This window comes from Nocardioides flavus (ex Wang et al. 2016) (assembly GCF_014653115.1).
Taxonomy (GTDB): Bacteria; Actinomycetota; Actinomycetes; order Propionibacteriales; family Nocardioidaceae; genus Nocardioides; species Nocardioides flavus.
On record NZ_BNAD01000005.1, the window covers coordinates 193,974 to 219,490 of the forward strand.

Consider the following 25,517-nt stretch of genomic DNA (forward strand, 5'->3'; position numbering starts at 1 on the left):
CGGCAAGCGGTCACCCGGCCAGGATGCTGAACGCGTGGATGACCACGCCCACCAGCCCCCCGACGATCGTGCCGTTGATCCGGATGAACTGCAGGTCGCGCCCCACGTGCAGCTCGATGCGCCGGGCCGCCTCCTTGCCGTCCCACCGCTCGATCGTGTGGGTGATGACGGTGGTCAGCTCGGCGCCGTAGCGCCCGACCACGAAGACGGCCAGGTCCGCGGCCGCGCGGTCGAGGCGCTCGCGCAGGACAGCGTCGTCGCGCAGCCGCTCGGAGAACGCCGTGAGCTCGACCAGGAGGCGCTGTCGTACGGCCCCGTCGCGGTCGCGGACGGAGGTGAGGAGCGCCGAGCGCATCGCCTTCCACAGCGAGATCGCGGTGGTGACCACCTGCGGGTGGTCGAGCAGCCGGTTCTTGAACGCCTCGGCGCGCGCCCGGGTCTCGTCGTCGTGCAGCAGGTCCGTCGCGAGCTGGCCGAGCATCGAGTCCAGCGCCTCCCGGGCGCGGTGGTGCGGGTCGTCGCGGATGTCCTCGAGCCACGCGAGGGCCTGCACGTGCAGGCGTGAGGTGACCGCGTCGTTGAGCTTGGGCGGGGCCCACCAGGGCGCGCGCTCCTCGAGCACCCGCGAGAACGTCTCCGGGTTCTCCAGCAGCCAGCGGTGCATCTCGTCGACCGCGAGGTCCACCAGCCCGTGGTGCAGGTCGTCGCGCACCACCTCCATCAGCGCGGAGCCCAGCAGCGGGGAGATCGGCTCGTCGCGGAAGCGGGGCACGAACGCCTGGGTGACGAGGTCCGCGACGTGGTCGTCACGGACCTTGCCCAGCGCGATCGCGGCCACGTCGGATGCCTCGTCGACCACCCGGCGGGCGTTGGCCGGGTCGGCCAGCCAGTCGCCGACCCGCGCCGAGATCGTCGCCGCCGCCACCCGCTCGCGGATGATGTCCTCCTGGAGGAAGTTCTCCCCGACGAACTCCTCGAGGCCCCTGCCGAGCTCGTCCTTGCGCCGGGGCACCAGCGCCGTGTGCGGGATCGGCAGGCCGAGGGGGTGCTTGAACAGGGCGGTCACGGCGAACCAGTCAGCGATCGCGCCGACCATGGATGCCTCGGCACCGGCGTTGACGAAGCCCCAGAACCCGTCGCGCCCCAGCGTGGCGACGTACACGCAGGCGGCGAGCAGCAGCAGTCCGACGGCGACCGTACGCATCTGCCGCAGGCCGCGGCGACGTGCCTCGTCCGCGCCGGGGTCGGGCGTGATGAGCGGGACGGAAGGCCTCTGGGCGGAGCCGGTCGAGGAGGTCGTCGAGGAGGTGGTCGCGGCCATGCGGTTCATCCTCCCCGACCGTGCCAGAATGCCGCGCATGCCTCGCACCGTGATCACCTTCGGGACGTTCGACGTGTTCCATGTCGGGCACCTGCGCGTCCTCGAGCGCGCCGCCGAGCTCGGTGACCGGCTGGTCGTCGGCGTGTCCGCCGACGCCCTCAACGAGCGCAAGAAGGGCCGCGCGCCGATCTTCAGCCAGCGCGAGCGGCTCGCGATCGTCGGTGCGCTGAAGGTCGTCGACGCGGTCTTCGTCGAGGAGAGCCTGGAGCAGAAGCGCGACTACATCGTCGAGCACGCCGCCGACGTCCTGGTGATGGGCGACGACTGGGCGGGCAAGTTCGACGAGTTCGCCGACGTGTGCGAGGTCGTCTACCTCGAGCGCACCCCGGCCATCTCGACCACCGCGATCATCGAGCACATCGCCGACCTGTAGCCGACGGCCTCCCGCCGCCGAGCGGCGAGCGTCCGGCTGTCACCCGTCCGGGTTAGGCTCGACGCGGACACGACCACACGAGGGGAACCATGCGCAGAATCGTCACCACCGCCGTGACCATCGCACTGGTGGGCGGGGCGGCTCTCGCCGCGCCGGCCGTCGCTGCCGACAACGACCGGCGCGCCGTGCCCGGATCGGCCGGGGTCGTCGATCCCGGCGACCTGCTCGAGCTCACCCCCGAGGCGCCGCTGCCGGTGCTGGAGGAGCAGCTCGACCCGACCGCCTCCGAGACGCTGAGCACCGCGCGGCGCGTCCTCGCCGGCAACGGCCGTCCGAGCGACCCGTCCGCGACCCTCGTGCTGCGCGACCTGTGGATGCAGAAGAAGCAGCTGCGCGGCACCGAGCGCCGCCAGGCCGACGCACTGCTGGCCCGTCCCTCCGACGGCATCAGCGACCCGCAGGGCTTCGGCTACTCGGTGCCCGAGGCGCCGCCGGTGTGCAACACCCGCCTGTGCGTCCACTACGTCCCCACCGGCACCGACGCGCCGCCGTCGCCGGACTGGCCAGCGCAGAACCTCGCCGTGATGGACTCGGTGTGGAGCACGATCGTCGACAGCATGGACTACCGCGCGCCGGTGCAGGACGGCGTGCGGGGCGGTGGCCCGCAGTTCGACGTCTACCTCAAGGACCTCGGCGGCTCCCTCTACGGCTTCTGCGCCGGCGAGCGCCGGGCCAAGAAGCGCACCGCCTCCGGCTACTGCGTGCTCGACAACGACTTCGCCACGAGCCAGTTCCCCAACGGCACGCCCCAGGACAACCTGGTGGTGACCGCCGGCCACGAGTTCTTCCACGCCGTCCAGTACGCCTACGACTACGCCGAGGACCCGTGGATGATGGAGTCGACGGCGACGTGGATGGAGGAGCGGATCGCGACCCACGTCAACGACAACCGCCAGTACCTCCCGGTCAGCCAGATCTATGCCCCTCAGGTCCCGCTCGACGCCTTCAGCCGCACCAACGGCTTCCAGTACGGCAACTGGGTGTTCTGGGAGTACCTCACCTCGCGCTACGGCAACGGCCTGGTCCTCAAGGCCTGGAAGCAGGCCGGCACCCTCAAGCGCGACGGCAAGAAGCACAGCCTGACCGCCCTGCAGAAGGTGCTGCGCAAGAAGGGCGGCTTCCAGAAGAACTACGCCAGGTTCGCCGCCGGCAACCTGACCCCGGCCGCCAACTTCCCCGAGGGCGCCGAGTACCCCGGCCCCAACGTGCGGGGCGCCAAGGTGCTCAGCAAGCGCAAGCGTGCCAAGCGGTTCGGCACCCGGGTCGACCATCTCTCCTCCGCGTCCTACGTGTACGGCCCCGACTCGCGCCTGTCCGGCAAGAAGTGGAAGCTGTCGCTGCAGGTGCGCGGTCCGGTCAAGCGCACGTCGCCGGCCGCCGTCGTGGTCGTCCACCTGCTCAACGGCAAGCGCCAGGTCAAGATGGTCCGGCTCAACCGTGCGGGCGACGGGCACAAGTTGGTGTCGTTCGACAGCCGTCGCGTCGGCGCCGTGTCGGTGACCCTCGTCAACGGCTCGACGCGCTACCGCTGCAACCGCGACACCGTGCTCGCCTGCGGCGGCAAGCCGCTCGACGACCGCGCGCGGTTCTCCGTGAAGGGTCGCGTCACGCGCGGCTGACCGCCAGCAGGGCGTGGAGCGCGGCGACGCACTCCTCGACCAGGACGGACACCGGGACCGGGCGCTCGCCGGTCGGCACTGCCGACCAGGTGAGTGCCCGGTCCTCCGTGTACGCCCACCAGGCGCGCACCACGGGGCGTTGCACCTCGGGCACGCCAAGGGCGACCACCACACGCTCGGTGCTGCCCTCGCGCACCGAGTCCATCACCTCGCTGACGCGCGGGTCCGCGACGCCGTGCCCGTGCACGAGGGCGAGGTAGAAGTCGCGACGGCGCTCGATCTGCTCGACCATGAGCCGGGTCGTCATCTCGACCTGCTGCTCGCCCGGGAGGCCTTCGTCGGGAGCGGTGTTGCGCAGGATCCGACGTCCCGCGGCAGCGATGCAGGCCAGGTAGTAGTCGGTCTTGGTCGGGAAGTAGTGGAAGAGCAACCCCCGCGAGATCCCGGCCTCGGCCGCGACGTCGTCCATCGACAGGTCCTGGATCGGCGTCTCGACGATCTTGGCGAGGCCGATGGCCACGAGCTGCCGGCGGCGGTCCTGCGCGCTCAGCCGTCGGCGTACGGGCGGTGTGGCGCCGGCCGGTGCGGCGGGTGCGGAGTCGTCGGACACGCTATTGAGCATTGCTCAACAGTGTGCGAAGGTCAACGTCATGGACTTCTCCCTCTCCCCCCGCGCCGCCGACCTGCGTGAGCGAGTGCGCGCCTTCGTCACCGACGAGGTCGAGCCCGTCGAGGCCGAGGCGCACGCCCGGATCACCCGGCTGCGCGAGTCGGGCGGCGACAGCTGGACGCCTGACCCGGTGATCGGCGAGCTCCAGGCCAAGGCCCGCGCCCAGGGGTTGTGGAACCTGTTCCTCCCCGCGTCCCACGCCGGCCGGTACGCCGCGGACTTCGGCACCGACGGCGGCGAGGGGCTCTCCAACGTGGACTACGCCTCCGTGGCCGAGGTGATGGGCCGGTCGTTCCTCGCGCCGCTGGTCTTCAACTCCAACGCACCCGACACGGGCAACATGGAGGTGCTGCTCAAGTACGGCACCGACGAGCAGAAGGCCCAGTGGCTCGAGCCTCTGCTGCGCGCGGAGATCCGCAGCGCCTTCTGCATGACCGAGCCCGACGTGGCCTCCTCCGACGCCACCAACATGGCGGCCACGGCCGAGGTCGACGGCGACGAGGTCGTCATCAACGGGCGGAAGTGGTGGTCCACCGGGGTCGGCAACCCCGACTGCAAGGTCCTCGTCTTCATGGGCCTCTCCGACCCCGACGCCGACCGGCACTCGCGGCACACCATGGTCCTGGTGCCCCGCGACGCCCCCGGCGTGAAGGTCGAGCGGATGCTCACGACGATGGGCTACTACGACGAGCCGCTGGGCCACGGCGAGGTGTCCTTCGACGACGTGCGGGTGCCTGCGTCCAACGTCCTGCTCGGCCCCGGCCGGGCCTTCGAGATCGCCCAGGGTCGCCTCGGCCCCGGCCGCGTCCACCACTGCATGCGCGCGATCGGCCTGGCCGAGCGCGCCCTCGAGCTGGCGTGCGCCCGCGCGACGTCGCGTACGGCCTTCGGCAAGCCGATCGCCAACCTCGGCGGCAACCGTGAGCGCATCGCAGACGCGCGCATCGCGATCAACCGCTCGCGCCTGCTGGTGCTGCACGCGGCCTGGCTGCTCGACCAGGGGATGAGCCGCGAGGCCTACTCCGCGGTGAGCGAGATCAAGGTCGAGGTCCCGGCCATGGCGCTCGACGTCATCGACATGGCGATCCAGCTGCACGGCGGGGCCGGCATGTCGGACGACTTCCCCCTCGCTTCGGCGTGGGTCGGCGCCCGTACGCTCCGGCTGGCCGACGGCCCCGACGAGGTGCACCGCAACGTGATCGCCAAGATCGAGCTCGGGAAGCACGCATGAACACCCCACGCCCTTCTTCTCCGCCGCTTCGCTCCCCCGAACAACGCCGCGGGGACCCCAGAAACGCAAACCGCCGCGTGCTGGTCACCGGCGCCGCGTCGGGCCTCGGCGCCGCCCTCGTGGCGGCCCTCCGCGCCCGCGGCGACGACGTGCTCGCCACCGACCGGGTCGCCACGGACGGTGTGGACCTCGTCCTCGACATCACCTCCGACGCGGACTGGGCAGCGGCCGTCGAGGCCGTGCGCGAGCGCTGGGGCGGACTGGACGTGCTGGTCAACAACGCCGGCGTCGCCGGCGGCGGCCGGGTGGACGTCTGCACGCTCGAGGAGTGGCAGTGGATCACCGACGTCAACCTCTTCGGCATGGTGCGCGGCACCCGGGCGTTCGTCCCGATGCTCAAGGAGCAGGGCTCCGGGCACCTGGTCAACGTCGCCTCGCTCGCCGGCCTCGTCCACCCGGCAGGCATGGCCTCCTACAACGCGGTGAAGGCCGCTGCGGTGGCCTTCACCGAGACCTGCGGGCACGAGCTCGCGGGGCACGGCATCCGAGCCAGCGTGGTGTGCCCGTCCTACTTCCGCACCAACCTGATGGACTCCATGCAGGGCAGTGACGAGACCGTCGGCAGGGTCGTCGCCGGGCTCGTCGAGCGCTCCCCCATCACCGCCGACGACATCGCGGCCGCGGTGCTGGCCGGCATGGACGCCGGGGAGGACGTCATCGTGCCGGACGAACCCGCGCGGCAGGCCTACTTCCTCAAGTGGGCCGACCGCCCGGCCTACGACGCCGTGATGCGTGACCAGGCGGCCAAGCTCCAGGCCGCCGGGGCGGACTCGTGAGCTCGGTCCCGGGCGCGCGCGAGGTGCGCGCCGAGGACGCCTTCGACGTGGCGGCAGCGGCCGCGTGGCTGCGCGCCCACGCCGCCGACGCGAGCGGGCTCGAGGGCGAGCCCGAGGTGCGGCAGTTCTCCGGTGGTGCGTCCAACCTGACCTACCTGCTGCGCTACCCCTCGGGACGCGACCTGGTCCTGCGTCGCGCGCCGGGCGGCACCAAGGCCAAGGGGGCGCACGACATGCGCCGCGAGTTCGAGATCCAGTCCGCCCTCGCCCCGGTGTTCCCCTACGTCGCGCCGATGGTCGCCTTCTGCGACGACACCTCGGTGCTCGGCGGCGACTTCTACGCCATGGAGCGCCTCGACGGGATCATTCCGCGCAGCACCTGGCCAGCGGACGTGCCCCTCTCCCCCGAGCAGGCACGGCAGCTGTGCCTCAACGTCGTGGAGGTCTACGCCGAGCTGCACGGCGTCGACGCCGAGGCTGCCGGGCTCGGCCGCTTCGGCCGCGGTCCGGGCTACGTGCGCCGCCAGGTCGAGGGGTGGTCGACGCGCTACCGCAACGCCCACACGCCCGACAACCCCGACTTCGTCGAGGCGATGGCGTGGCTGGCGGCGCACCAGCCCGACGACGTGGCGACCTGCGTGATCCACAACGACTTCAAGGTCGACAACCTGGTCTTCTCCCCCGACGACCCGACGCGGGTGGTCGGCGTCCTCGACTGGGAGATGGCGACGCTCGGCGACCCCCTGATGGACGTCGGCGGGGCGCTCGCGTTCTGGGTGCAGGCCGATGACTCCGACGAGCTCAAGATGACCAAGCGGGTGCCGACCGACCTGCCGGGGATGATCACCCGCGAGGAGTTCGTGCAGGCCTACTGCGACCGGATGGGCTTCGAGATGACGCCCGAGCGGTGGCGCTTCTACGAGGTGTTCGGGCTGTTCCGCAACGCGGTCATCGCCCAGCAGATCTACTACCGCTACTTCCACGGCCAGACCACCAACGAGATGTACGCCCTCTTCGGTCCGGGCGTGCAGATCCTGGAGCGACGGATCGCGGAGCTGCTCGCGTGAGCACCATCCTTCTCGTGCGGCACGGACAGGCCTCGTTCGGGGCCGCCGACTACGACGACCTGTCCCCCACCGGCCACGAGCAGTCCCGCGTCCTCGGCGCGGCGCTCGCCGCACGTGGCGTCACCGCGGACGTCGTGGTCGCCGGCGAGATGCGCCGTCACGCCCAGACTGCCGCCGAGGTGCTCGCGGGCGCCGGGTGGTCGGCCGACGTGACCGTCGACGCCGGCTGGAACGAGTTCGACCACCTCCAGGTGTTGAAGGTGCACGACCAGCCCAGCACCGTGGAGGGCGAGTCCGAGAAGGCCGCCTTCCAGCGGTGGTTCGAGGAGGCCACGCTGCGCTGGACCTCGGGCGACCACGACGAGGCGTACGACGAGTCGTTCGCGACCTTCTCGACCCGGGTGGAGGCCGCCATGACGCGTCTCACCGACGCGCTGCCCAGCCGTGGCACGGCCGTCGTGCTGACCAGCGGCGGACCCGTCGCCTGGACCTGTGCGAGCCTGCTGGCCGACGGCGCTCCTGCGCGTACGGACCTGTGGCTGCGGCTCAACCCGGTCTCGGTCAACACCGGAACGTCGACCATCGTGCGCGGGTCGCGCGGCACGACGCTCGTGTCCTTCAACGCCCACGACCACCTCGCCCCCGACCTCATCACGTACCGCTAGGAGACCCACGTGGCCACGATCCTCATCACCGGCGCGAGCAGCGGCCTCGGCGCCGAGATGGCCCGCCAGTTCGCCGCGCTCGGCCACGACCTCGCGCTCTGCGCCCGGCGTACGGAGCGTCTCGACGACCTCCGCGCCGAGATCATCGCGTCGCACCCGGACGTACGCGTCGTGGTGAAGGCGCTCGACGTCACCGACCACGACGCGGTGTTCCGCGTCTTCGAGGAGTTCGCCGAGGAGCTCGGCGGGCTCGACCGCGTCGTCGTCAACGCCGGCCTCGGCAAGGGCCAGCCCCTCGGCACCGGGCGCTTCGACGCCAACCGCGAGACGGCCGAGACCAACTTCATCGGCGCACTGGCCCAGACCGAGGCCGCGGCCGCGATCTTCCGACGCCAGCACCGCGGCCACCTCGTGATGGTCTCGTCGTTTTCCGCGCTGCGCGGGATGCCCAGGAACATCACGACGTACGCCGCCACGAAGGCCGCGGTCGCCCACCTCGCCGAGGGATTCCGCGCCGACGTCCACGGCACGCCGATCAAGGTGACCGTGCTCTACCCGGGCTACATCGTCTCCGAGATGTCCGGCACGTCGGCCAGGACGCCCCTGATGACCTCGACCGAGAAGGGCGTGCGCGCCATGGTCGAGGCCATCGAGCAGGAGAAGAAGTCGGCCCGGGTGCCGGCCTGGCCCTGGGCGCCACTCGGGGCCGTGATCAAGCGCGTGCCGGTCGGGGTGCTGCGGCGGATGAGCTAGGCGGTACGGGACAACCCGGATCCGGTGTGCCCTTCAAACGGCGGGTTGACGTCCTGGATCCGAGACAGGCCGGCGACACCCGAACTGTTGCACGACAGGCACGAGTGGATACGGTGCTACGGGTGATGGAAGCCGGGCGGCAGCGGGGCGAGCACTAGAGATGACCAAGAGGATCCTTGCGTGAATAAGCGCCCGATTGACCTTGAGGACGCCCTTCGCTACCACGTTGGGTGGAGTGAAGAGACGCGTGCGATGGTCCGAAGTGAACTGACGCGAATTGCGGCCACAACCTTCGTGGCGGACGTCCACGGCTACTGGAACTCGGTCAAGGTGTACGACGCCTCCGGCGAGACCATCGCCGACATTCTCAAGACGAAGATCTGGTATTCGCCCTCCGTCGCACCTGCGACCACCGACGGAACGAACTCATGGGGCTGGCTCTGCGTCTCGTTCGACGGCGTAGCAGGAGCGCGGCGCATTTCCGGACCGACAGCTGCGGAGTCTGTAGCTTGCCCGTCCTGCAACGTGGTCCACGCCGGAGACGAGTGCTGGTAGCAGTTGGGCGAGTCCCATTGCGGCCACGGTTGACGTAACACCGACCAGTCCGCGGTCGACGGTGAGCCGGTAGGGCCAGAGCACGCGTTCAACCACGCCCCGACAAGCGGCGATCTGCCCTACCGGCTCACCTCGGCCGGATTGATGTCCACTCCCCCGGCCTACGTCCGCCGGGCGAAGGTGACCTTGTTGTCGGCGTGGACGGTCATGGCGTAGCGGGAGTCGTGCGCGAGGCGGTGGTGTCGGGGGCAGAGCAGTCGGCCGTTGGCGAGGTCGGTGAGCCCTCCGCGTGACCACGGGTCGTCGTGGTGGGCGTGGCAGCCGGAGGCCGTGGTCTCGCATCCGCGTGCGGTGCAGCCACCGTCGCGCAGGCCGAGGGCGATGCGCTGCGCCTTGGTGAACAGCCGTGCCGCGCGACCCTGGTCGAGCGGCTGCGACTTCGAGCCCAGCACCACCGGGACGATCCCCGCCTCGCACGCGAGGCGGCGCGCCTGCCCCGCAGTCATGCGCGAGCCGTCGTCGAGCAGCGCGGTCCCACGCTCAGCCTCGAGCTGCTCCAGCGTCATCGTCACCACCACGGTCGCGTTGACCCCCGCGGTCTGCGGCGTCGCGTCGGTCGGGTAGCGCTCGACGTACTCCACGAACGCCTCCCCCAACCGGTGGCGCAGCGGCTTGAAGGCGCCCGACTCGTCACGCAGCTCGGCCTCGGTGTGGCGTGCCGGGTTGGCCAGCGCGAGCAGGTGGCGCTTGAACATCGCACCAACATGCGAGGGCGCCACGAACCGGCCGTGGCAGCGGCCCTCGCCGTCGTCGACCAGCACCAGCTCCACGGTCGCGTCGGCACGCGCCTCCTCGGCCGCCAGCACACTCGCCTCGTGCGACTCCCCCACCTCGGGCGCGACCACGTCGAGGATCCGCTTGCCGATCTGCCTCAGGTCACGCGCGTCGTGCTCGCGGGCGAGCTCCAGCAGCGTGCCCTCGGCCCGCCACCGCGTCTCCTCCTCGACGTGGACCGGCAGCGCGTCCACCGCCTCAGCCACAACCCGCGCCTGCTCGGTCCGCAGCGCGCCGGCGGACAACGCCGAGGCCACCACCGGGTGCGCGTCCATCGCGCGCCCCAACGCGAGGTCGCGGCGCGCCTCGTGCCGGGTCGTGCGCGTCTCGACCGCCAGCCACGCCGCCGCGTCACGCAGACCGTACGCCTCGCCCACGTCATCGGACGCGGCGAGCACCCGGGCCGCCAGCGCGTCCAGCTGCGAGCGGGCCTCGGCCAACGCGACCAGCGCGGACTCCTTCTCCGCGGTGCGCATGAACGCCGGCTCCACCCCGTGGGCGACCTTGAGCGCGGACGCGATGTCGCAGAGACAGTCGATGATCGGATGCACTGGGCCACCTCCTCGGCGCGCGTCACGGACACCCACCCTGTTCCGGGGTGGTGCGGTGAGACGTGCCGGACCCATTGCCAGGTCGCCACCCGAGAGCCGGACCAACGGCGCCCCGCCAGCACCAGGACGGGTTCTATGGGTGACTGTCCCGATCCCGGGACCCCCGTCGCCTCAGACGGGATGGCGGACTCAACCGGTTGTTGCAACTCGATCGTGAGTGAGAGGTTGCGGCGCGTGCCGGGTGTGAGGTTGACCGCGGATCAGCGGTTGGTGATTGAGCGGGCGTACATGGCGGGGTTGTCGCAGGCGACGATTGCGGCGTTGGTGGGCAAGCATCCCTCGACGATCTCGCGTGAGCTGCGGCGTGCGGGGTCGTTCGGGACCAGGTCCCCGCGGGTGCGTACTGCTCGTGGCGGCGGTGCTGGGTATCGGGTGAAGTACTCGGCGAAGTGGTCTGAGCGTGAGGCCGCCAGGAAGGCACGCCGGCCCAAGGCCCGCCGACTGGATCACGCGCCGTTGCGGGACAAGGTGTGGGAGCTGTTGCGTGCGAACTGGTCGCCGGAGCAGATCGCAGCGATGCTGCCGGTGTTGTTCCCACGCGATCTGAGGATGCGGGTGTCGCACGAGACGATCTACCAGTCGCTGTTCGTCCAGACCAAGGGCGAGCTCAAGCGCGAGCTGACCGCGCACCTGCGCACCCGGCGGCAGCGTCGCAAAGCCCAGACCGGTGGGGCGAAGCGGGTCACGCTCGGGATCACCGATGACATTCGTATCTCCGCACGGCCGGCCGAGGCCGAGGACCGGGCGGTGCCCGGTCACTGGGAGGGGGACCTGCTGCTCGGCGGCACCGGGAAAGGGGCGGTGCTCACGCTGGTCGAACGGTCCTCAAGGTTCGTGCTCCTCGCACCGCTGCCGGGCCAGCACCGCGCCGACCAGGCTCGGTGGACGCTCAACGAGATGATCTCGACCCTGCCGCTGGAGCTGCGCAAATCAATCACCTGGGATCGCGGCAGCGAGATGGCCCAGCACGCCAGGTTCACCATCGAGTCCGGGATTCCGATCTACTTCTGCGACCCCCAGTCACCGTGGCAGCGCGGGACCAACGAGAACACCAATGGTCTGCTGCGTCAGTACTGGCCCAAGGGCGCCGACCTGCGTCGCCTCACGATGGCCGAGTGCGATCGGGTTGCCCTGCAGCTGAACACCCGGCCCCGCAAGACCCTCGAATGGCAGACTCCCGGCCAAGCACTCAACAAGAGGCTCGTTGCAACAGCCGGTTGAGTCCGCAGATCCGTTCCGGACCGGCGTGCTTTCACTAATCGTACACCTGTTCGGTCGTCTCGACAACCCCCTCCGACTGGTCCCACGAGCGAGTCGCGGCCGCGCCGAAGTGCCCCCTTGGTCACCAGGTGCGCAGCCACACGCAGTGCTCGGAGGCCCGCAGCTCGCCGATGGCCTCGGCGGGCAGGGGCTCGGACGCGTCGGTGATGACGTAGCCCAGCTGGTCGCGGGTGGACAGATGCTGCCCGATCACGTTGTCGCCGGCCTCGGCGAACACGGCGTTGAGCCGAGCGAGCACCCCGGGGACGTTGTGGTGGAGGAAGCCCACCCGGTGGCCGTCGGGGAGCGGGGGCGTCAGCACCTCCGGCAGGTTGACCGACAGCGCGGTGCTCCCGGCGAGGGCGAACCCGGCGAGCTTCTCCGCCACGAACCAGCCGATCTCCTCCTGCGCCTCCTGCGTCGACCCGCCGACGTGGGGCGTCAGGATGACGTTGTCGAGGCCGCGCAGGATCGAGTCGAACTCGTCGCCCTGGGCCTTGGGCTCGACCGGGAAGACGTCGACCGCTGCGCCGGCGATGTGCCCCGACAGCACGTGGTTGCGCAGCGAGTCGTAGTCGACCACCATGCCGCGCGAGGCGTTGATGAACATGGCCCGCGGCTTCATCGCCGCGAACTCCTCGTCGCCGAAGAAGCCGGCGTTGCCCGGGCGCCCGTCGACGTGGAGGCTGACGACGTCGGCGGTCGCGAGCAGCTCGGCGAGCGACGACGTCCGGCGAGCGTTGCCGTGGGCGGGACGGTCCGCGGTGTCGTAGAAGACGACCCGCATGCCGAGCGCCTCGGCCACGTTGGACAGCTGGGTGCCGATGTTGCCGTAGCCCACGATGCCGAGCGTGCGCCCGCGCACCTCGTGGCTGCCGCGTGCGGACTTGTCCCACACGCCGTCGTGCATCCGCTGGGTCTTCTCCGGCAGCCGCCGGGCCAGCGCGATGATCTCGCCGATCACCAGCTCGACCACGCTCCTGGTGTTCGAGTACGGCGCGTTGAACACGCCGACGCCGCGCTCCGCCGCCGCGACCAGGTCGACCTGGTTGGTGCCGATGCAGAAGCAGCCGATCGCCTGCAGCGCCGGCGCCGCCTCGAGCACCCGCTTGGTCACGGTCGTGTTGGACCGGATGCCCAACAGGTCGACGTCACCGAGCGACTCGACGAGCTCGGCCTCGCGCAGGGATCCTGCGCGCAGCTCGACCTCGTAGCCGCGCGACTCGAGGACCTGCACGGCGCTCGGATGGATGTTCTCCAGGAGCAAAGCCTTCATGCCGACACGGTATTGGAGCACGGGTGGGGCGCCGGACCCCCACCACCTGCCGGACGGCAGCAGGCAGTGTGCTCGACGAATCTGGGGGAAACCTGTCATCTCGTACGGCTCCGCGAACCGCCCAGTACGGCGCGCCCCGGTGCGACACTGGGGCGGTGGACTGCTATGTCGAGGCCGGTGCGGCGCACGCGCTGCCCGTGCTGCGCCGCGAGGTGATGACCTACCTCCGTCGCCACGGCGACCCGGGAGGCGACTTCGACGCAGCGGAGCTCCTGATCGGCGAGGCTGTAGGCAACGCAGTGCGCCACACCTCCGGTCCGGTGTGGGTGTCGCTGCTCTGGCGCGACCGGCTCCCCGTGCTCACGGTCCACGACCTCGGTCCGGGGTTCGACCCGGCGGCCCTGATCGACAGCGTGGGTGCCGCCCGACCGAGCCTCGAGATGTCGCTCGGGGACCCGGCGACCGACTCCATTGACGCCCTCGACCCGGACGACATCGACCTGGACGCTCTGCTCGAGTCGGGACGCGGACTGATGATCATGCGCGAGCTCGCGCCGACCCTGGCGAGTCGCGCCCGGTCGGGCGAGGGCATGGTGCTGTCGCTGTCCTTGCCGGTCACCCGTGCGCCGTCAGCCGACCACGACCCGCCGATGAATCGCGTGGGAGCGCTGCCGCTCCCGGAGGAGGCCCTGCCGGAGGGCGCGTTCGGCAAGGAGTCCTTCCTGCGGGCGCTGGTCGTCCAGCTCGCCCAGACCATCGAGGCCCAGCACGGCCAGGATGCCGCCGACGCCGCCGTGGCCCAGGTCGGGACCGACGTGGGCGGCAGGATGCTGGACGAGTTCCGCCTGGCGGAGTCCGTCGTGGGCCGGATGACGCCCGAGGAGCTGGGCCGCTGCTACGTGCGCCTCAAGCACGCGATCGACGGTGGCTTCTCGGTCGAGGAGGCGACGGCGGACAGGATCGTCCTCGTCAACGACCGCTGCCCGTTCGGTGACGTGGTGCAGCAGGCGCCGTCGTTGTGCCGGATGACGTCGAGCGTCTTCGGCGGGATCGCGGCGCGCAACAGCGAGCAGGGCGCATCGGTGCTCCTCGAGGAGCGGATCGCCCTCGGCGACGCCGGCTGCCGCGTCGTCGTCGAGCTCGGCATCCCCCGCGAGCGCGCCGACCCGGCCGCGCACTACTACGCGGCCCCGCGCGGCTGAGGCCGGTCAGCTGCCGTTGCAGGCCTGACCCGGCGACGGCACCACGTCCTTCAGCCCGGCGCGCACGAAGATGCCGTAGCTCTGCACCCCGTGGTAGCGGTCCACCCCGCCCGGGCTCTGGTTGCCGCGCACGGCCAGGGCGTCGTCGTTGAACTGCGGAGGGTTCCCCTCGATGGAGTCAGCCGTGTCCAGGCCGGAGAACACGCACTCCGACGCGGCTCGGTCGGGGGCGGGGATCTCGTCCCCGTTGCCGTTGACCTCGCCCGCACTCGCCGTGCCAGCCACTGCCAGCACCAGTCCCGCCGCGACGACGGGCACACTCATCCAACGATTCATGTCTCGGCTCCTCTGGTTCGTGGACGGCCGGGCTCGCCGCGGGGCGGCGGCCCGGCACGTACCTCATCGAACCGGTCGCGGAGAGCACCCATCCTCGAGCGCAAGGTTTTCGCCCACATGGGGCACGGGACGGCTCAGAGCTCGTCGCCCTCGGGCGGCTCGGGCTCACGCGTGATGTGCATCGCGGCCTCCTCGGCGGAGGCACCGGCGCCGTCGATCCCGACGTCGAGCGCGACCTCCTGCTGGTCGACGTCCTCCCCCAACCCGGCGTCGGGGGCGACGAGACGGCCCGTGCGCGGGTCGGCCTCGTCGAGGCCGAGCTCCTCGTCGAGGGCGTTCTCGTCCTCGCGGTCGGACTCCTCGTCGACCTCGGCGTACGGGTCGGGCTCGGGCTCCTCCTCGGCGAGCTTCTCGTCGAGTGACTCCCCCTGCAGGCGCTCGGCCTCGGTCGGGTAGTCGTCGTAGCCCTTCGGGGCGCGGTCCGGCGGCGAGTAGCCCCGGTCGAGCACGTCGTCGAGGTCGCCGTCGTCGAGGGTGTCCTCGGGCTGCAGCTGGTCCTCGTCGTCGACGGACATGTCGAGGTAGGTCTCGCGGTCTTCGCTCATGCCTACAGGCCTACCGGAGCCGGCAGGCCCGGACAAGGGCCGTCCGGGTGTGCCCACCCGGACGGGCGCCCAGTCGGGCTGCTCGGCCGCTCAACCGAGCTCGCGCTCCAGCGCGTCGGTGAGCAGCGCGACCAGCGCCTCGGTCTGGATGTTGGCGGACGACGAGACCTCCTCGTCCGAGCCGTCGAGGGCGCGGGCGGCGAGGCCGGCCTTGGAGTCGATCAGCTCGGCGATGCGGGTGTCGATGGTCTGCGCGGCGATGATCCGCCACGCGGTGACCGGGTCGCTCTGGCCGATGCGGTGCACCCGGTCGATCGCCTGGGTCTGCTCGGCGTCGGTCCACGAGAGCTCGGAGAGCACGACGTTGGAGGCGACCTGCAGGTTGACGCCGACGCCGGCCGCGGCCAGCGAGCAGACGACCACCTGGACGTCGGGGTCGTTGACGAAGGCGTCGATGGCCTTCTCCCGCGCCTTCGGCGTCTGGTCGCCGCGGATCGAGGTGTGCTTGAGCCCCCGGCGGGTGAAGGTCTCCTCCGCGATGTCCATGACGTCGACGTGGCGGGCGAAGAAGACCACCTTGCCGACGTTGCGCGCGAGCTGCGCGGCGTAGTCGGCGGCGAGGCCGGCCTTGGCGCGACCGATGCGGCGGAACATCGAGAAGACGTTCTCCCCGCCGGTGCCGGAGTCCATCTCCTCGCGCTCCCACGTCGCCACCCGGCGTACGAGCTCGTGGTCGATGCCGTCGACGACGGAGCCCGTACGACGGGTCTCGAGCGCTGCCTTGTAGCGCTGGACGAGCCGCCGGGCGAGCTCCTCCTCGGCGTTGCGGATCGAGCGGGTGTCCTCGTCGTCGAGCTCGACCGGGATGTCGGCGATGCGACGTGCGGGGATGTCCTCGGCGACGTCGACCTTGCGGCGTCGCACGATGCCCATGTCGATGACCGCCTTGCGCGCCGCGGGGTAGAAGGAGTGGTCGGCCGGCGTCAGCTCGGTCTCCTCCAGCGCCTCCATCAGCCGCGCCATCGGCTTGGTGTCGTCGATCCAGCCGAGGAACTGCCAGATCGCGCGGAAGTCCTCGATGTCGTTGATCAGCGGGGTGCCGGTCAGCGCCATCAGCAGGGGGCGAGCGGTGCGGGTGCGAAGCCGCTCGGAGAGCTCGAGCACGTGGCGCGAGCGCTGGGAGGTCTTGTTCTTGATGAAGTGGGCCTCGTCGACGACCATGCCGCCGAAGCCGAAGGTCCCGAGCCAGCCGACGTGGCGGTCGAGGATCTCGTAGTTGACGATGATGACGTCGGCGAAGGCGTCGACCTCGTCGCCGTCGCCGTGGATCACGGTCGCGCGGCGGCGCGGGGTCCAGCGCTCGGTCTCGCGCGCCCAGTTGGTCTTGACGACGTTGGGGCACACGACCAGCAGCGGGAAGGCGTCGGCGGCCTGCGCGGCGAGCAGCGCCTGCGCGGTCTTGCCGAGGCCGGGCTCGTCGGCGAGGAGGAAGGTGCGGTGGCCCTCGGCGGCGGCGGCGATGAGCCGTGCCTGGTGCGGCATCAGCTCGAGCGTGCCGGGCGCGCGGAGCGAGGTGGCCTCGGGCAGCTCCATGCACGACGAGGCGCCGCCGAGCTCGAAGGAGCGGAACAGCGGGCCGAGGAGCTCCCAGGTGCTGAGCCGGCCGTGGACGGGCCGCCGCTCGCGACCGATCCCGAAGTCGGGCACGAGGAACGGGTTGGCGAGCTGGTGCTGCAGCACGGACTGCGGGACGACGCGCCGCTCGCCGAGGCCGGGTCCGGCCTCGTCGTCGGGCTTGGGCTCCTGGGGAGCCACCTCGACGCCGGCCTTGCGGAGCATGTCCAGGCGCAGGTCGCGGGCGCTGTCGGTGACGACCGCCTCCTCCGACAGCAGGCCGAAGAGCGAGGGGTCGCGGGTGGCGGTCTTGGCGAGGATGGTCGCGATGCCGTCGAGGCGCTTGAGCTCGTCGGCCTTCTGCGCGTCGGTCAGCTCGGCGGAGGCACGTACGTCGCTGCGGTGCTCGCGCACCAGCAGCGCCACGACCTGGAAGCGCACGCGCTGCCCGGGGGCGAGCGGGCCGCGCTGCACGGCGGACTCGAGCTCGCGCACCGCACGTGCCAGGACCGGGACGATGCCCTCGTTGTCCTTGTGGCGGGCGTGAGCAGGGGCGCGGCGACCGCCGCGTTGACGCTGGCGCTGGGCCAAGGTGTCCTCCCGGACTGGGGTACGCGTCGTGGAGCCGGCGAGCCAGGGTCGGCTCGGGCCCGGAACGCCACGGCGTCAGGTGTGGAGCGGGCGTCAGGTGCGCGGCGGCCGGCGGATCTGGGGTGATCACAGCGGCACGGCGTCTGGACGCTGCAGCCACTGTAGCCCGCGACCGGTCGATGTCGCCAAATATCCCGTCCCCGCGTGTGAGAACGTGCACCCATGTCAGATCGCGCGCGCCGTGGCCGGCCGGGTCACGACCAGCAGACCGTCCTGCGCGTCGCGATCGAGCTGTTCAACCGGCAGGGCTACGACGCCACCAGCATGGGCGACCTCGCGCGCGAGCTCGGCCTGACGAAGTCGGCGATCTACCACCACGTCCCCAGCAAGGAGAGCCTGCTCGAGCGGGCACTCGACGAGGCGCTCGACGAGCTGAGCGCCGCGCTCGACCGGGTGCAGGCCGACACGGACGCGACGCCCGCGCAGCGCCTGCGCCTGGCGGTGCGCACCAGCGTGGTCGTGCTGGCCGAGCACCTCCCCGCCGTGACGTTGCTCCTGCGCGTGCGGGGCAACACGCCTGCGGAGAAGAACGCCCTCTCGCGCCGACGCGACATCGACCACCGCCTCGCCGAGATGGTGCGCGAGGCCGCTGCGGCCGGCGAGATCCGTACGGACGTCGACCCGCTGCTGGCGAGCCGGCTGCTCTTCGGCACCGTCAACTCGATGACCGAGTGGCTGCGCGGGGACGTCGACGTCGAACGCCTCGCCGACGCGGTGGCGACGCTCGCCTTCGACGGGTTGCTGCGCCGGGAGTAGCCGGTCGCCGGCGTCGTCGCCGTCGCGATCACCGGTCAACCGGTGGTTCCGACGACAACGTGGAGTCCGTGAGCCGAATGCTGGAACGCGGACTCCACGATCCCGACGCAGGCACCTCGTACGTCTCCCGGACGAGCGGCGGTCAGGGCTCGAGGCACTCCGGCGTCGAGTCGCCGGGACCGTCGGGGTCCAGGGTCGTGCCGGCCGGGTCGCGCAGCACCACCCGGTCCACCGAGGCGAACTGGTGCAGGGCGGGCAGGATCTCGCCGGCGACCGTCACGGTCGAGCCGCCGCTGCTGCACCGGCCCGTGAGCCGCAGGTCGGCGACGCCACCGACGATTGCCAGGTCGTCGTACCCGCTCGCACCGGAGCGCAGCAGCCGCAGGCCCCGCTCACGCTCCCTCGGCAGCGGACCCGCGAAGAGCCGGTCGAGCACACCGGTCGCCGGCGCCACCGCCCGTACGGGACGCCGCACCGGCACGAAGAACGGCTCGGTGTTGGCCACGAACCGGTCGCGGTCGAAGAACCACACGCGTCGCTGCACGGTCGCGAAGTCGGCTCCGACCTCGACCACGACGCGGTCGGGCGACCGCAGGGTCCGTACGCGCACGCGGGTCCGCTTCGCCAGCCCGAGCCCGTACGTCGTGACCGCCTCGAAGTCGCCCGACCGCACCGCCGTCAGGACGTTGGGCAAGGGGAACGCCACACGGCGCGGCGCCGCGGTGGGCGACCCGGCGTCGGTGTGCGCCTGCGCGTCCGCGAACCGCACCCGCAGCAGCGCCTGTCCCGCCACGCGCACCCGCCGGCCGGAGCCGTCGGCGAAGAGCCGGTCGACGTACTCGACCCGGCGATCCGCCGGCACCCGCCCTCGAACTCGAAGACGACGCGGTCGACGTCACTTCGGTGCGAGGCGCGTACGTCGACCAGGACCGGCACGGAGGGTGGCGCGGCCGTGTCGTCCCGCTCCTGTGCGCACGAGGTGACGACGAACGCCGGCGTCAGCACCAGCGCCACCAGCGGGGACAGCAACCGCGAGACCCTCATGACCAACCTCCCGACGCTCGTCGCCTGTCTCGACGCTAGGCCTGCGCGCCGCACACGAACAGGGGCCTCCGGCACGGCCACCCGGGCCATCAGGCCCCCATCGGAGGCCGAGGGCCGGTTGTCCCTGCCGGACTCAGGCGTCGAAGTCGACGGTGACGGCGTCGCTGACGGGGTAGGACTGGCAGGTCAGCACGAACTGCTGCTCGACCTCGGCGGGCTCCAGGGCGTAGTTGCGCACCATCTCGACCTCGCCGTCGACGACCTTGGCGCGGCAGGTGCCGCACACCCCGCCCTTGCAGGCGAAGGGCAGGTCGCTGCGCACGGCCTGTGCCGAGTCGAGCAGCGTCGCGTCGCGGGGCATCGGCGTCGTCGTCGTACGCCCGTCGAGCACGACGGTGACCTCGCTGGTCACCCCCTCGACGACGCGGTCGGCGTGGCGCAGCACCGGCGGCGGCTCGTCGACGAAGAACAGCTCCACGTGGACCTTCTCGGCCGGGACGCCGAGCTCGGCGAGCACCGCGCGAGCGTCCTGGACCATGCCGAGCGGGCCGCAGAGCCACACGTGGTCGAGGTCGGCGAGCGGCACCTTGAGCGGCAGGAGCCGACGGAGCCGGTCGGCGTCGAGGCGTCCGGAGAAGAGCTCGACGTCGCGGGGCTCGCGCGAGAGCACGTGGACGAGGTCGAAGCGGGGGCCGTGGAGGTCCTTGAGGTCGCTGAGCTCCTCGGCGAACATCACCGACGAGGTGTCGCGGTTGCCGTAGAGCATGGTGACGGTGCTGTCGGGGTTGGCGAGGACCGAGGCGGCGATCGACACCATCGGGGTGATCCCCGAGCCGGCCGCGATGCAGAGGTGGCGCCCGGCCGTCGCCGGGTCGGCGCGCAGGCTGCCGGACGGCTCGGCGACCTCGACGCCCTGGCCCGGGGCGAGCTCGCGGATCAGCCACGAGGAGAACATCCCGCCGGGGATCTCACGCACCCCGATGCGCGGCGGAGCACCGGCCGGGGCGCAGATGGAGTAGCTGCGGCGGTGCTCGACGCCGTCGACGACCCGGCGCAGGGTCAGCGACTCCCCCGGCGCGAAGTCGAAGAGCTCGCGCAGGTCGTCGGGCACGTCGAAGGTGACCGCGGCTGAGTCGTCGGTGAGCGGCTCGACGTCGCGGACGGTGAGCCGGTGGAAGGTGGTGGCCACGGCCTAGATCTCCTTGACGTGGTCGAAGGGCTCGAGGCAGGAGGTGCAGCGGTACTGCGCCTTGCAGGCCGTCGAGCCGAACTCCGAGACGAGCTCGGTGGCGGGCGACTCGCACTGCGGGCAGCGCACCTGGCGAGCCGTCGGCAGCAGGGTGAGCGGGATCGGACCGTCGCTGGACGGCGCCGGCCCCGGCGGGGAGATGCCGGCCGCGGCGAGCGCCGCGCGGCCCTCGGGCGTGATCCAGTCGGTCGTCCACGCCGGGTCCAGGCAGACGCGCACGTCGACCCGGTCGAACCCGGCGCCCCGCAGCTCCCGCACCAGGTCGTCGCGCATCGCGGCCATGGCCGGGCAGCCGGAGTAGGTCGGGGTGATGTCGACGACCACGTGCGAGTCGCCCACGACGTCGACGTCGCGCAGCACGCCGAGGTCGAGCAGCGTGAGCATCGGGAGCTCCGGGTCGGTGACCGACTCCGCGGCACGGCGGGCCCGCTGCAGGGGCGTACGACTCATCAGCCTCATCTCGTCAGCCTCATCTCGTGGACCTCGCTGCCTACCACTGGCCCAGGGGGTGGGCGCGCGCCACGGACTGCATCTCCGCGAGCATCCGGCCCAGCGGCTCGCCGTGCATCCCGTCGCGACCGGTACGGCCCAGCACGCCGACGCGGCGGGGCGCCTCGGGCCGCGGCACGTCGGCGGCGGCGAGCACCTGCTCGAGCACGCCCTCGGCGGCCTCGCGCACGCTCGTGGGGTCGACCCCGACGCCCGCGGCAGCGGCCGCCGCCTCGAACGCGTGGGTGTCGAACAGCTCGGGCCACAACGGCCACAGCAGGTCGAGTGCCGCGAGCAGCCGACGACGCGACTCGTCGGTGCCCTGCGCGAGCGTGACGAACCAGCGCGCCGAGTAGTCGCGGTGGTAGGCGAGCTCCTTGACGCCCTTGGCGGCGACGGCTGCGAGCACGTGGTCGCGGCTCGCGCGCAGCCGCTCGAAGATCGCCAGGCGCCACGTCGAGAACAGCAGCACGCGCACGGTCGCCTCGGCGAAGTCTCCGTTGACGAGCTCGGCGAGACGGACGTTGCGGAAGTCCTGGGCCTCTCGGAAGAACGCCAGCGCGTCCTCCGGCGGCACCGGCGAGCCCTCGGGCAGGACCGGCACGACCGACGCGTCGGCCTTCGCGGCCCGCGCCAGCAGCAGCCGCGCCTGGCCGAGCAGGTCGAGACTGATGTTGGACAGCGCGATGTCGTCCTCGAGGTCGGGCGCGTTGCTGGTCCACTCCGAGAGCCGGTGCGACATCACCAGCGCGTCGTCGCCGAGCATCAGGGCGTACGTCGCGAGCGTGGCCGCGTCGACGCCGTCGGGGATGGTGGTGTCGACGCCGGCCAGGGGGTCCTCGCCGTGCCCATCAGGAACAGGGGCGGCGCCGAAGGCCCAGTGGGCGTCGTTGACGAGCAGGCCGGAATAGGCGCTGTCGTGCTCGTCCTCGGGAGTCGTGTGCACGTGATCGTCCATCACATGTGGGGGACGTTGTCGGGGATGTCGTAGAACGTCGGGTGCCGGTAGACCTTGTCGCCGCTCGGGGCGAACATCGGGTCCTTCTCGTCGGGGCTCGACGCGGCGATCGCGTCGGCACGCACCACCCAGATGCTGACGCCCTCGTTGCGCCGGGTGTAGACGTCGCGGGCGTGCAGCAGCGCCATCCGGTCGTCGGCGGCGTGCAGCGAGCCTACGTGGACGTGGTTGAGCCCGCGCTTGCCGCGGACGAAGACCTCGTAGAGGGGCCACTCCTTCTCGACCGTGCTCACGACGCCGCCCCCCGCTGCTTCGCGGCGTACGCGGTGGCGGCCTCGCGCACCCACGCACCTTCCTCGTGGGCGCGGCGACGGTGCGCCATCCGCTGGGCGTTGCAGGGGCCGTTGCCCTTCACGCCCTCCATGAACTCCTCCCAGTCGGGCTGGCCGAAGTCGTGGTGTCCGCGCTCCTCGTTCCACCTGAGCTCGGGGTCCGGGAGGGTGACGCCGAGCGCCTCGGCCTGCGGGACCGACATGTCGACGAACTTCTGGCGCAGCTCGTCGTTGGTGTTGCGCTTGATCCCCCACGCCATGGACTGCGCCGTGTTGGGCGAGTCGGCGTCGGGCGGGCCGAACATCATCAGTGCCGGCCACCAGAACCTGTTCACCGACTCCTGCACCATCGCGCGCTGCTCGTCGGTGCCGCGCATCATCGTGGCGAGCAGCTCGTAGCCCTGGCGCTGGTGGAAGGACTCCTCCTTGCAGACCCGGATCATCGCGCGGCCGTACGGCCCGTAGGAGGTGCGGCACAACGGCACCTGGTTGCAGATCGCGGCGCCGTCGACCAGCCAGCCGATCGTGCCGACGTCGGCGTAGGACAGCGTGGGGTAGTTGAAGATCGAGGAGTACTTCTGCCGGCCGGCGAGCAGGAGCTCGGTGAGCTCGAGCCGGGAGACGCCGAGGGTCTCGGCCGCGGAGTAGAGGTAGAGCCCGTGCCCGGCTTCGTCCTGCACCTTGGCCAGCAGGATCGCCTTGCGCCGCAGGCTGGGCGCCCGGGTGATCCAGTTGCCCTCCGGCTGCATGCCGATGATCTCGCTGTGGGCGTGCTGGGCGATCTGCCGCACGAGGGTCCTGCGATAGCCCTCCGGCATCCAGTCGCGCGGCTCGATGCGGTCGTGGCGCGCGATCGTCGCCTCGAACTGGCGCTCGAGGTCGGCCTCGGACGCTCCGGGCGCGGTCTCGGTGAGGGTCATCCGTCCTCCGCTGGGTGGGTCTTCGACCACATTTACTGACCGATCGGTCTGCTATTAGTGTGGCACCCGTCACCTTGCCACGCAAACCTCGCGCGCCTCGATCCGTGCACCGCCCGATCCTTGGAGGGACCCTCGTGACCCGTCTGCTCGAGAGCTACGCCGCCGGCCGCTGGTACGCCGCCTCCGCCGAGGGCGACCCGCTCCTCGACGCGGCGACGGGCCGGGAGGTGGCGCGGATCTCCAGCGCCGGCCTCGACCTCGGCGCGATGGTCCACCACGCCCGGACGGTCGGCGGGCCCGCGATCCGCGAGCTGACCTTCCACGAGCGCGCCCTGCTGCTCAAGGAGCTCGCGACCCACCTCACCGGGCTCAAGGACGAGCTCTACGAGCTGTCCCTGGCCACCGGCGCGACGCGGCGCGACTCGATGATCGACATCGACGGCGGCTTCGGCACCGTCTTCAGCTACTCCTCCAAGGGGCGTCGCGAGCTGCCCAACGCGCACGTGGTGTGCGACGGCGACCTCGAGCAGCTCGGCCGCACGGGCGTCTTCCTCGGCCAGCACGTCTACACGTCGCGGCCGGGCGTCGCGGTGCAGATCAACGCCTTCAACTTCCCCGTCTGGGGCATGCTCGAGAAGCTCGCCCCGGCCTTCATCGCCGGCCTGCCCACGATCGTGAAGCCGGCCAGCCAGACCGCTTACCTCACCGAGCTCGTGGTCCGCCGGATCATCGAGTCGGGCATCCTCCCCGAGGGCTCGCTGCAGCTGCTCGCGGGCTCCGCGGGCGACCTGCTCGACCACCTCGGCGTGCAGGACTCGGTGGCGTTCACCGGATCCGCGCACACCGCCGGGATCCTGCGCCAGCACCCGTCGGTCCTGCACGGCGGCGTGCAGCTGCAGGTCGAGGCCGACTCGCTCAACTGCTCGGTCCTCGGGCCCGACGTCGCCGCCGGCGACCCGGAGTGGGACCTCTTCGTCAAGGGCGTCGTCACCGAGATGACCGCCAAGGCAGGCCAGAAGTGCACCGCGATCCGCCGGGTGATCGTGCCGTCCGCCGTCGCCGACGAGATGACCGAGGCGATCGCCGCCAGGCTCGCCACGGTCACCGTCGGCAACCCCGACGACGAGTCCGTACGGATGGGTCCGCTCGCCTCCCTCGGCCAGCGCCAGGAGGTCCGCAAGGCCGTCGAGGCGCTGCGCTCGTCCTGCGATGTCGTGCTCGACGAGACCGAGGTCGCGGGCGACGCCGAGCGCGGCGCCTTCATGTCGCCGGTGCTGCTCCGGGCGCGCGCCGGTGCGGTCGAGCCGCACGACGTGGAGCCCTTCGGCCCGGTGTCCACCGTCATGACGTACGACTCCCTCGACGAGGCGGTCGCGTTGGCCGCCCGCGGCCGGGGCTCCCTCGCGGGGTCGGTCGTCACGCACGACCCCGACGTCGCGCGCACCCTCGTGCTCGGCCTGGCCCCGTGGCACGGCCGGATCCTCGTCCTCGACCGCGACGACGCGTCCGAGTCCACCGGCCACGGCTCCCCCCTGCCGATGCTGGTGCACGGCGGGCCCGGTCGCGCCGGCGGCGGCGAGGAGCTCGGCGGCGTGCGCGGCGTGCTGCACCACATGCAGCGCTCCGCGATCCAGGCCTCCCCCGACATGCTCACCGCGATCACCGGCCGCTGGACGCGCGGGTCGCGGCGCACCGTCACGCCCGAGCACCCGTTCCGCCACTCGCTGGCCACGCTGCGGGTCGGCGACACCATCGAGTCCGAGCCGCGGGTGATCTCGCTGGAGGACATCGACCACTTCGCCGACTTCACCGGTGACACCTTCTACGCCCACACCGACCCGGAGGCCGCCGCGCAGAACCCGCTCTTCGGCGGGATCGTCGCCCACGGCTACCTCATCGTGTCGATGGCCGCCGGCCTCTTCGTCGACCCCGCGCCCGGCCCGGTGCTCGCCAACTTCGGCGTCGACCACCTGCGCTTCCTCACCCCCGTCAAGGCCGGCGACTCGATCCGGGTGATGCTCACCGTCAAGCAGATCACCCCGCGCTCGTCGGCCGACTACGGCGAGGTGCGCTGGGACGCGCTCGTCACCAACCAGGACGACGAGCCCGTCGCGACGTACGACGTGCTGACGCTGGTGGCCAAGGAGGCCTGACCACCGGCGCCACGACC

The 25,517-nt window shown here is 71.6% G+C and carries 25 protein-coding genes; 12 read left to right on the plus strand and 13 right to left on the minus strand.

Features of this window, described 5'->3' with window-relative positions:
* Positions 1-10 precede the first annotated feature (10 nt).
* Positions 11-1,321: a DUF445 domain-containing protein gene (locus IE200_RS11420; RefSeq protein ID WP_191279597.1), complete on the minus strand. Its 1,311-nt coding sequence runs from the start codon at positions 1,319-1,321 to the stop codon at positions 11-13.
* Positions 1,322-1,358: 37 nt separating this feature from the next.
* On the opposite strand from IE200_RS11420, the gene IE200_RS11425 reads away from it, so the two are divergent.
* On the plus strand, positions 1,359-1,754 hold the full coding sequence (locus IE200_RS11425) for an adenylyltransferase/cytidyltransferase family protein (RefSeq protein ID WP_191279598.1): 396 nt from the start codon (positions 1,359-1,361) through the stop codon (positions 1,752-1,754).
* 89 nt (positions 1,755-1,843) lie between these two features.
* Entirely contained in the window at positions 1,844-3,433 is a 1,590-nt protein-coding gene (locus IE200_RS11430) for an MXAN_6640 family putative metalloprotease (protein WP_191279599.1), read from the plus strand.
* Here the strand turns inward: IE200_RS11430 and IE200_RS11435 are convergent.
* Positions 3,420-4,043, minus strand: coding sequence for a TetR/AcrR family transcriptional regulator (locus tag IE200_RS11435; RefSeq protein WP_229856416.1), 624 nt, complete (start codon positions 4,041-4,043; stop codon positions 3,420-3,422). The two genes, IE200_RS11430 and IE200_RS11435, sit on opposite strands and share 14 nt — an antisense overlap.
* A gap of 40 nt (positions 4,044-4,083) precedes the next feature.
* Here IE200_RS11435 and IE200_RS11440 point away from each other — a divergent pair, with 40 nt between their 5' ends.
* The 6 genes from IE200_RS11440 to IE200_RS11465 all read left to right on the plus strand — a co-directional run bounded on the left by IE200_RS11440 (position 4,084) and on the right by IE200_RS11465 (position 9,210).
* Entirely contained in the window at positions 4,084-5,334 is a 1,251-nt protein-coding gene (locus tag IE200_RS11440; protein ID WP_191279600.1) for an acyl-CoA dehydrogenase family protein, read from the plus strand.
* 77 nt (positions 5,335-5,411) lie between these two features.
* Positions 5,412-6,170 (plus strand): SDR family NAD(P)-dependent oxidoreductase, encoded by a 759-nt coding sequence (locus IE200_RS11445; protein ID WP_229856418.1) that lies wholly within the window; start codon positions 5,412-5,414, stop codon positions 6,168-6,170.
* Complete coding sequence (locus IE200_RS11450) at positions 6,167-7,237, plus strand: phosphotransferase family protein (protein ID WP_191279602.1); 1,071 nt, start codon at positions 6,167-6,169, stop codon at positions 7,235-7,237. The genes IE200_RS11445 and IE200_RS11450 overlap by 4 nt, the downstream gene beginning before the upstream one ends.
* Positions 7,234-7,902, plus strand: a complete 669-nt coding sequence (locus tag IE200_RS11455; protein ID WP_191279603.1) for a histidine phosphatase family protein — start codon at positions 7,234-7,236, stop codon at positions 7,900-7,902. The genes IE200_RS11450 and IE200_RS11455 overlap by 4 nt, the downstream gene beginning before the upstream one ends.
* Before the next feature lie 9 nt (positions 7,903-7,911).
* Positions 7,912-8,655 carry an SDR family oxidoreductase gene (locus tag IE200_RS11460; RefSeq protein ID WP_191279604.1) on the plus strand — a complete coding sequence of 248 codons (744 nt, stop codon included), beginning with the start codon at positions 7,912-7,914 and terminating at the stop codon, positions 8,653-8,655.
* Between the two features lie 180 nt (positions 8,656-8,835).
* Positions 8,836-9,210 (plus strand): hypothetical protein, encoded by a 375-nt coding sequence (locus IE200_RS11465; protein ID WP_191279605.1) that lies wholly within the window; start codon positions 8,836-8,838, stop codon positions 9,208-9,210.
* 161 nt (positions 9,211-9,371) lie between these two features.
* Here the strand turns inward: IE200_RS11465 and IE200_RS11470 are convergent, their stop codons facing one another.
* Positions 9,372-10,595 (minus strand): HNH endonuclease signature motif containing protein, encoded by a 1,224-nt coding sequence (locus tag IE200_RS11470; protein WP_191279606.1) that lies wholly within the window; start codon positions 10,593-10,595, stop codon positions 9,372-9,374.
* A 234-nt stretch (positions 10,596-10,829) separates the two neighbouring features.
* Here IE200_RS11470 and IE200_RS11475 point away from each other — a divergent pair, with 234 nt between their 5' ends.
* Positions 10,830-11,876: an IS30 family transposase gene (locus IE200_RS11475; protein WP_191279607.1), complete on the plus strand. Its 1,047-nt coding sequence runs from the start codon at positions 10,830-10,832 to the stop codon at positions 11,874-11,876.
* Positions 11,877-11,997: 121 nt separating this feature from the next.
* Here the strand turns inward: IE200_RS11475 and serA are convergent, their stop codons facing one another.
* Positions 11,998-13,191 carry a phosphoglycerate dehydrogenase gene (gene serA / locus IE200_RS11480; protein ID WP_191279608.1) on the minus strand — a complete coding sequence of 398 codons (1,194 nt, stop codon included), beginning with the start codon at positions 13,189-13,191 and terminating at the stop codon, positions 11,998-12,000.
* 155 nt (positions 13,192-13,346) lie between these two features.
* Between serA and IE200_RS11485 the strand changes: the two genes are divergently transcribed.
* Positions 13,347-14,393, plus strand: coding sequence for a methanogen output domain 1-containing protein (locus tag IE200_RS11485; RefSeq protein ID WP_191279609.1), 1,047 nt, complete (start codon positions 13,347-13,349; stop codon positions 14,391-14,393).
* A 6-nt stretch (positions 14,394-14,399) separates the two neighbouring features.
* On the opposite strand, the gene IE200_RS11490 is transcribed toward IE200_RS11485, so the two are convergent.
* From IE200_RS11490 to IE200_RS11500, 3 genes are all read right to left on the minus strand, one after another.
* The gene (locus IE200_RS11490; RefSeq protein WP_191279610.1) at positions 14,400-14,729 is read right to left on the minus strand and encodes a hypothetical protein; all 330 of its coding nucleotides are present in this window, start codon (positions 14,727-14,729) and stop codon (positions 14,400-14,402) included.
* Positions 14,730-14,863: 134 nt separating this feature from the next.
* On the minus strand, positions 14,864-15,334 hold the full coding sequence (locus IE200_RS11495; RefSeq protein ID WP_191279611.1) for a DUF5709 domain-containing protein: 471 nt from the start codon (positions 15,332-15,334) through the stop codon (positions 14,864-14,866).
* A 90-nt stretch (positions 15,335-15,424) separates the two neighbouring features.
* Entirely contained in the window at positions 15,425-17,539 is a 2,115-nt protein-coding gene (locus IE200_RS11500; protein WP_191279612.1) for a DEAD/DEAH box helicase, read from the minus strand.
* A 222-nt stretch (positions 17,540-17,761) separates the two neighbouring features.
* On the opposite strand from IE200_RS11500, the gene IE200_RS11505 reads away from it, so the two are divergent.
* Positions 17,762-18,355, plus strand: a complete 594-nt coding sequence (locus IE200_RS11505) for a TetR/AcrR family transcriptional regulator (RefSeq protein WP_191279613.1) — start codon at positions 17,762-17,764, stop codon at positions 18,353-18,355.
* Positions 18,356-18,497: 142 nt separating this feature from the next.
* Here IE200_RS11505 and IE200_RS11510 read toward each other — a convergent pair whose 3' ends face one another.
* The 6 genes from IE200_RS11510 to paaA form a co-directional block, all read right to left on the minus strand.
* Positions 18,498-19,217, minus strand: coding sequence for an AMIN-like domain-containing (lipo)protein (locus IE200_RS11510; protein ID WP_191279614.1), 720 nt, complete (start codon positions 19,215-19,217; stop codon positions 18,498-18,500).
* Between the two features lie 315 nt (positions 19,218-19,532).
* Positions 19,533-20,588, minus strand: a complete 1,056-nt coding sequence (gene paaE / locus IE200_RS11515; RefSeq protein ID WP_191279615.1) for a 1,2-phenylacetyl-CoA epoxidase subunit PaaE — start codon at positions 20,586-20,588, stop codon at positions 19,533-19,535.
* A gap of 3 nt (positions 20,589-20,591) precedes the next feature.
* The gene (gene paaD / locus IE200_RS11520) at positions 20,592-21,107 is read right to left on the minus strand and encodes a 1,2-phenylacetyl-CoA epoxidase subunit PaaD (RefSeq protein ID WP_191279616.1); all 516 of its coding nucleotides are present in this window, start codon (positions 21,105-21,107) and stop codon (positions 20,592-20,594) included.
* A 31-nt stretch (positions 21,108-21,138) separates the two neighbouring features.
* Positions 21,139-22,083 carry a 1,2-phenylacetyl-CoA epoxidase subunit PaaC gene (gene paaC / locus IE200_RS11525; RefSeq protein WP_229856419.1) on the minus strand — a complete coding sequence of 315 codons (945 nt, stop codon included), beginning with the start codon at positions 22,081-22,083 and terminating at the stop codon, positions 21,139-21,141.
* A gap of 11 nt (positions 22,084-22,094) precedes the next feature.
* A complete protein-coding gene (gene paaB, locus IE200_RS11530; protein WP_191279618.1) occupies positions 22,095-22,388 on the minus strand; it encodes a 1,2-phenylacetyl-CoA epoxidase subunit PaaB in 294 nt (97 codons plus the stop codon).
* The gene (gene paaA / locus IE200_RS11535; protein ID WP_191279619.1) at positions 22,385-23,347 is read right to left on the minus strand and encodes a 1,2-phenylacetyl-CoA epoxidase subunit PaaA; all 963 of its coding nucleotides are present in this window, start codon (positions 23,345-23,347) and stop codon (positions 22,385-22,387) included. Before paaA ends, paaB begins: the two co-directional genes overlap by 4 nt.
* A gap of 134 nt (positions 23,348-23,481) precedes the next feature.
* Here paaA and paaZ point away from each other — a divergent pair, with 134 nt between their 5' ends.
* Complete coding sequence (gene paaZ, locus IE200_RS11540) at positions 23,482-25,500, plus strand: phenylacetic acid degradation bifunctional protein PaaZ (RefSeq protein ID WP_191279620.1); 2,019 nt, start codon at positions 23,482-23,484, stop codon at positions 25,498-25,500.
* Positions 25,501-25,517 lie beyond the last annotated feature (17 nt).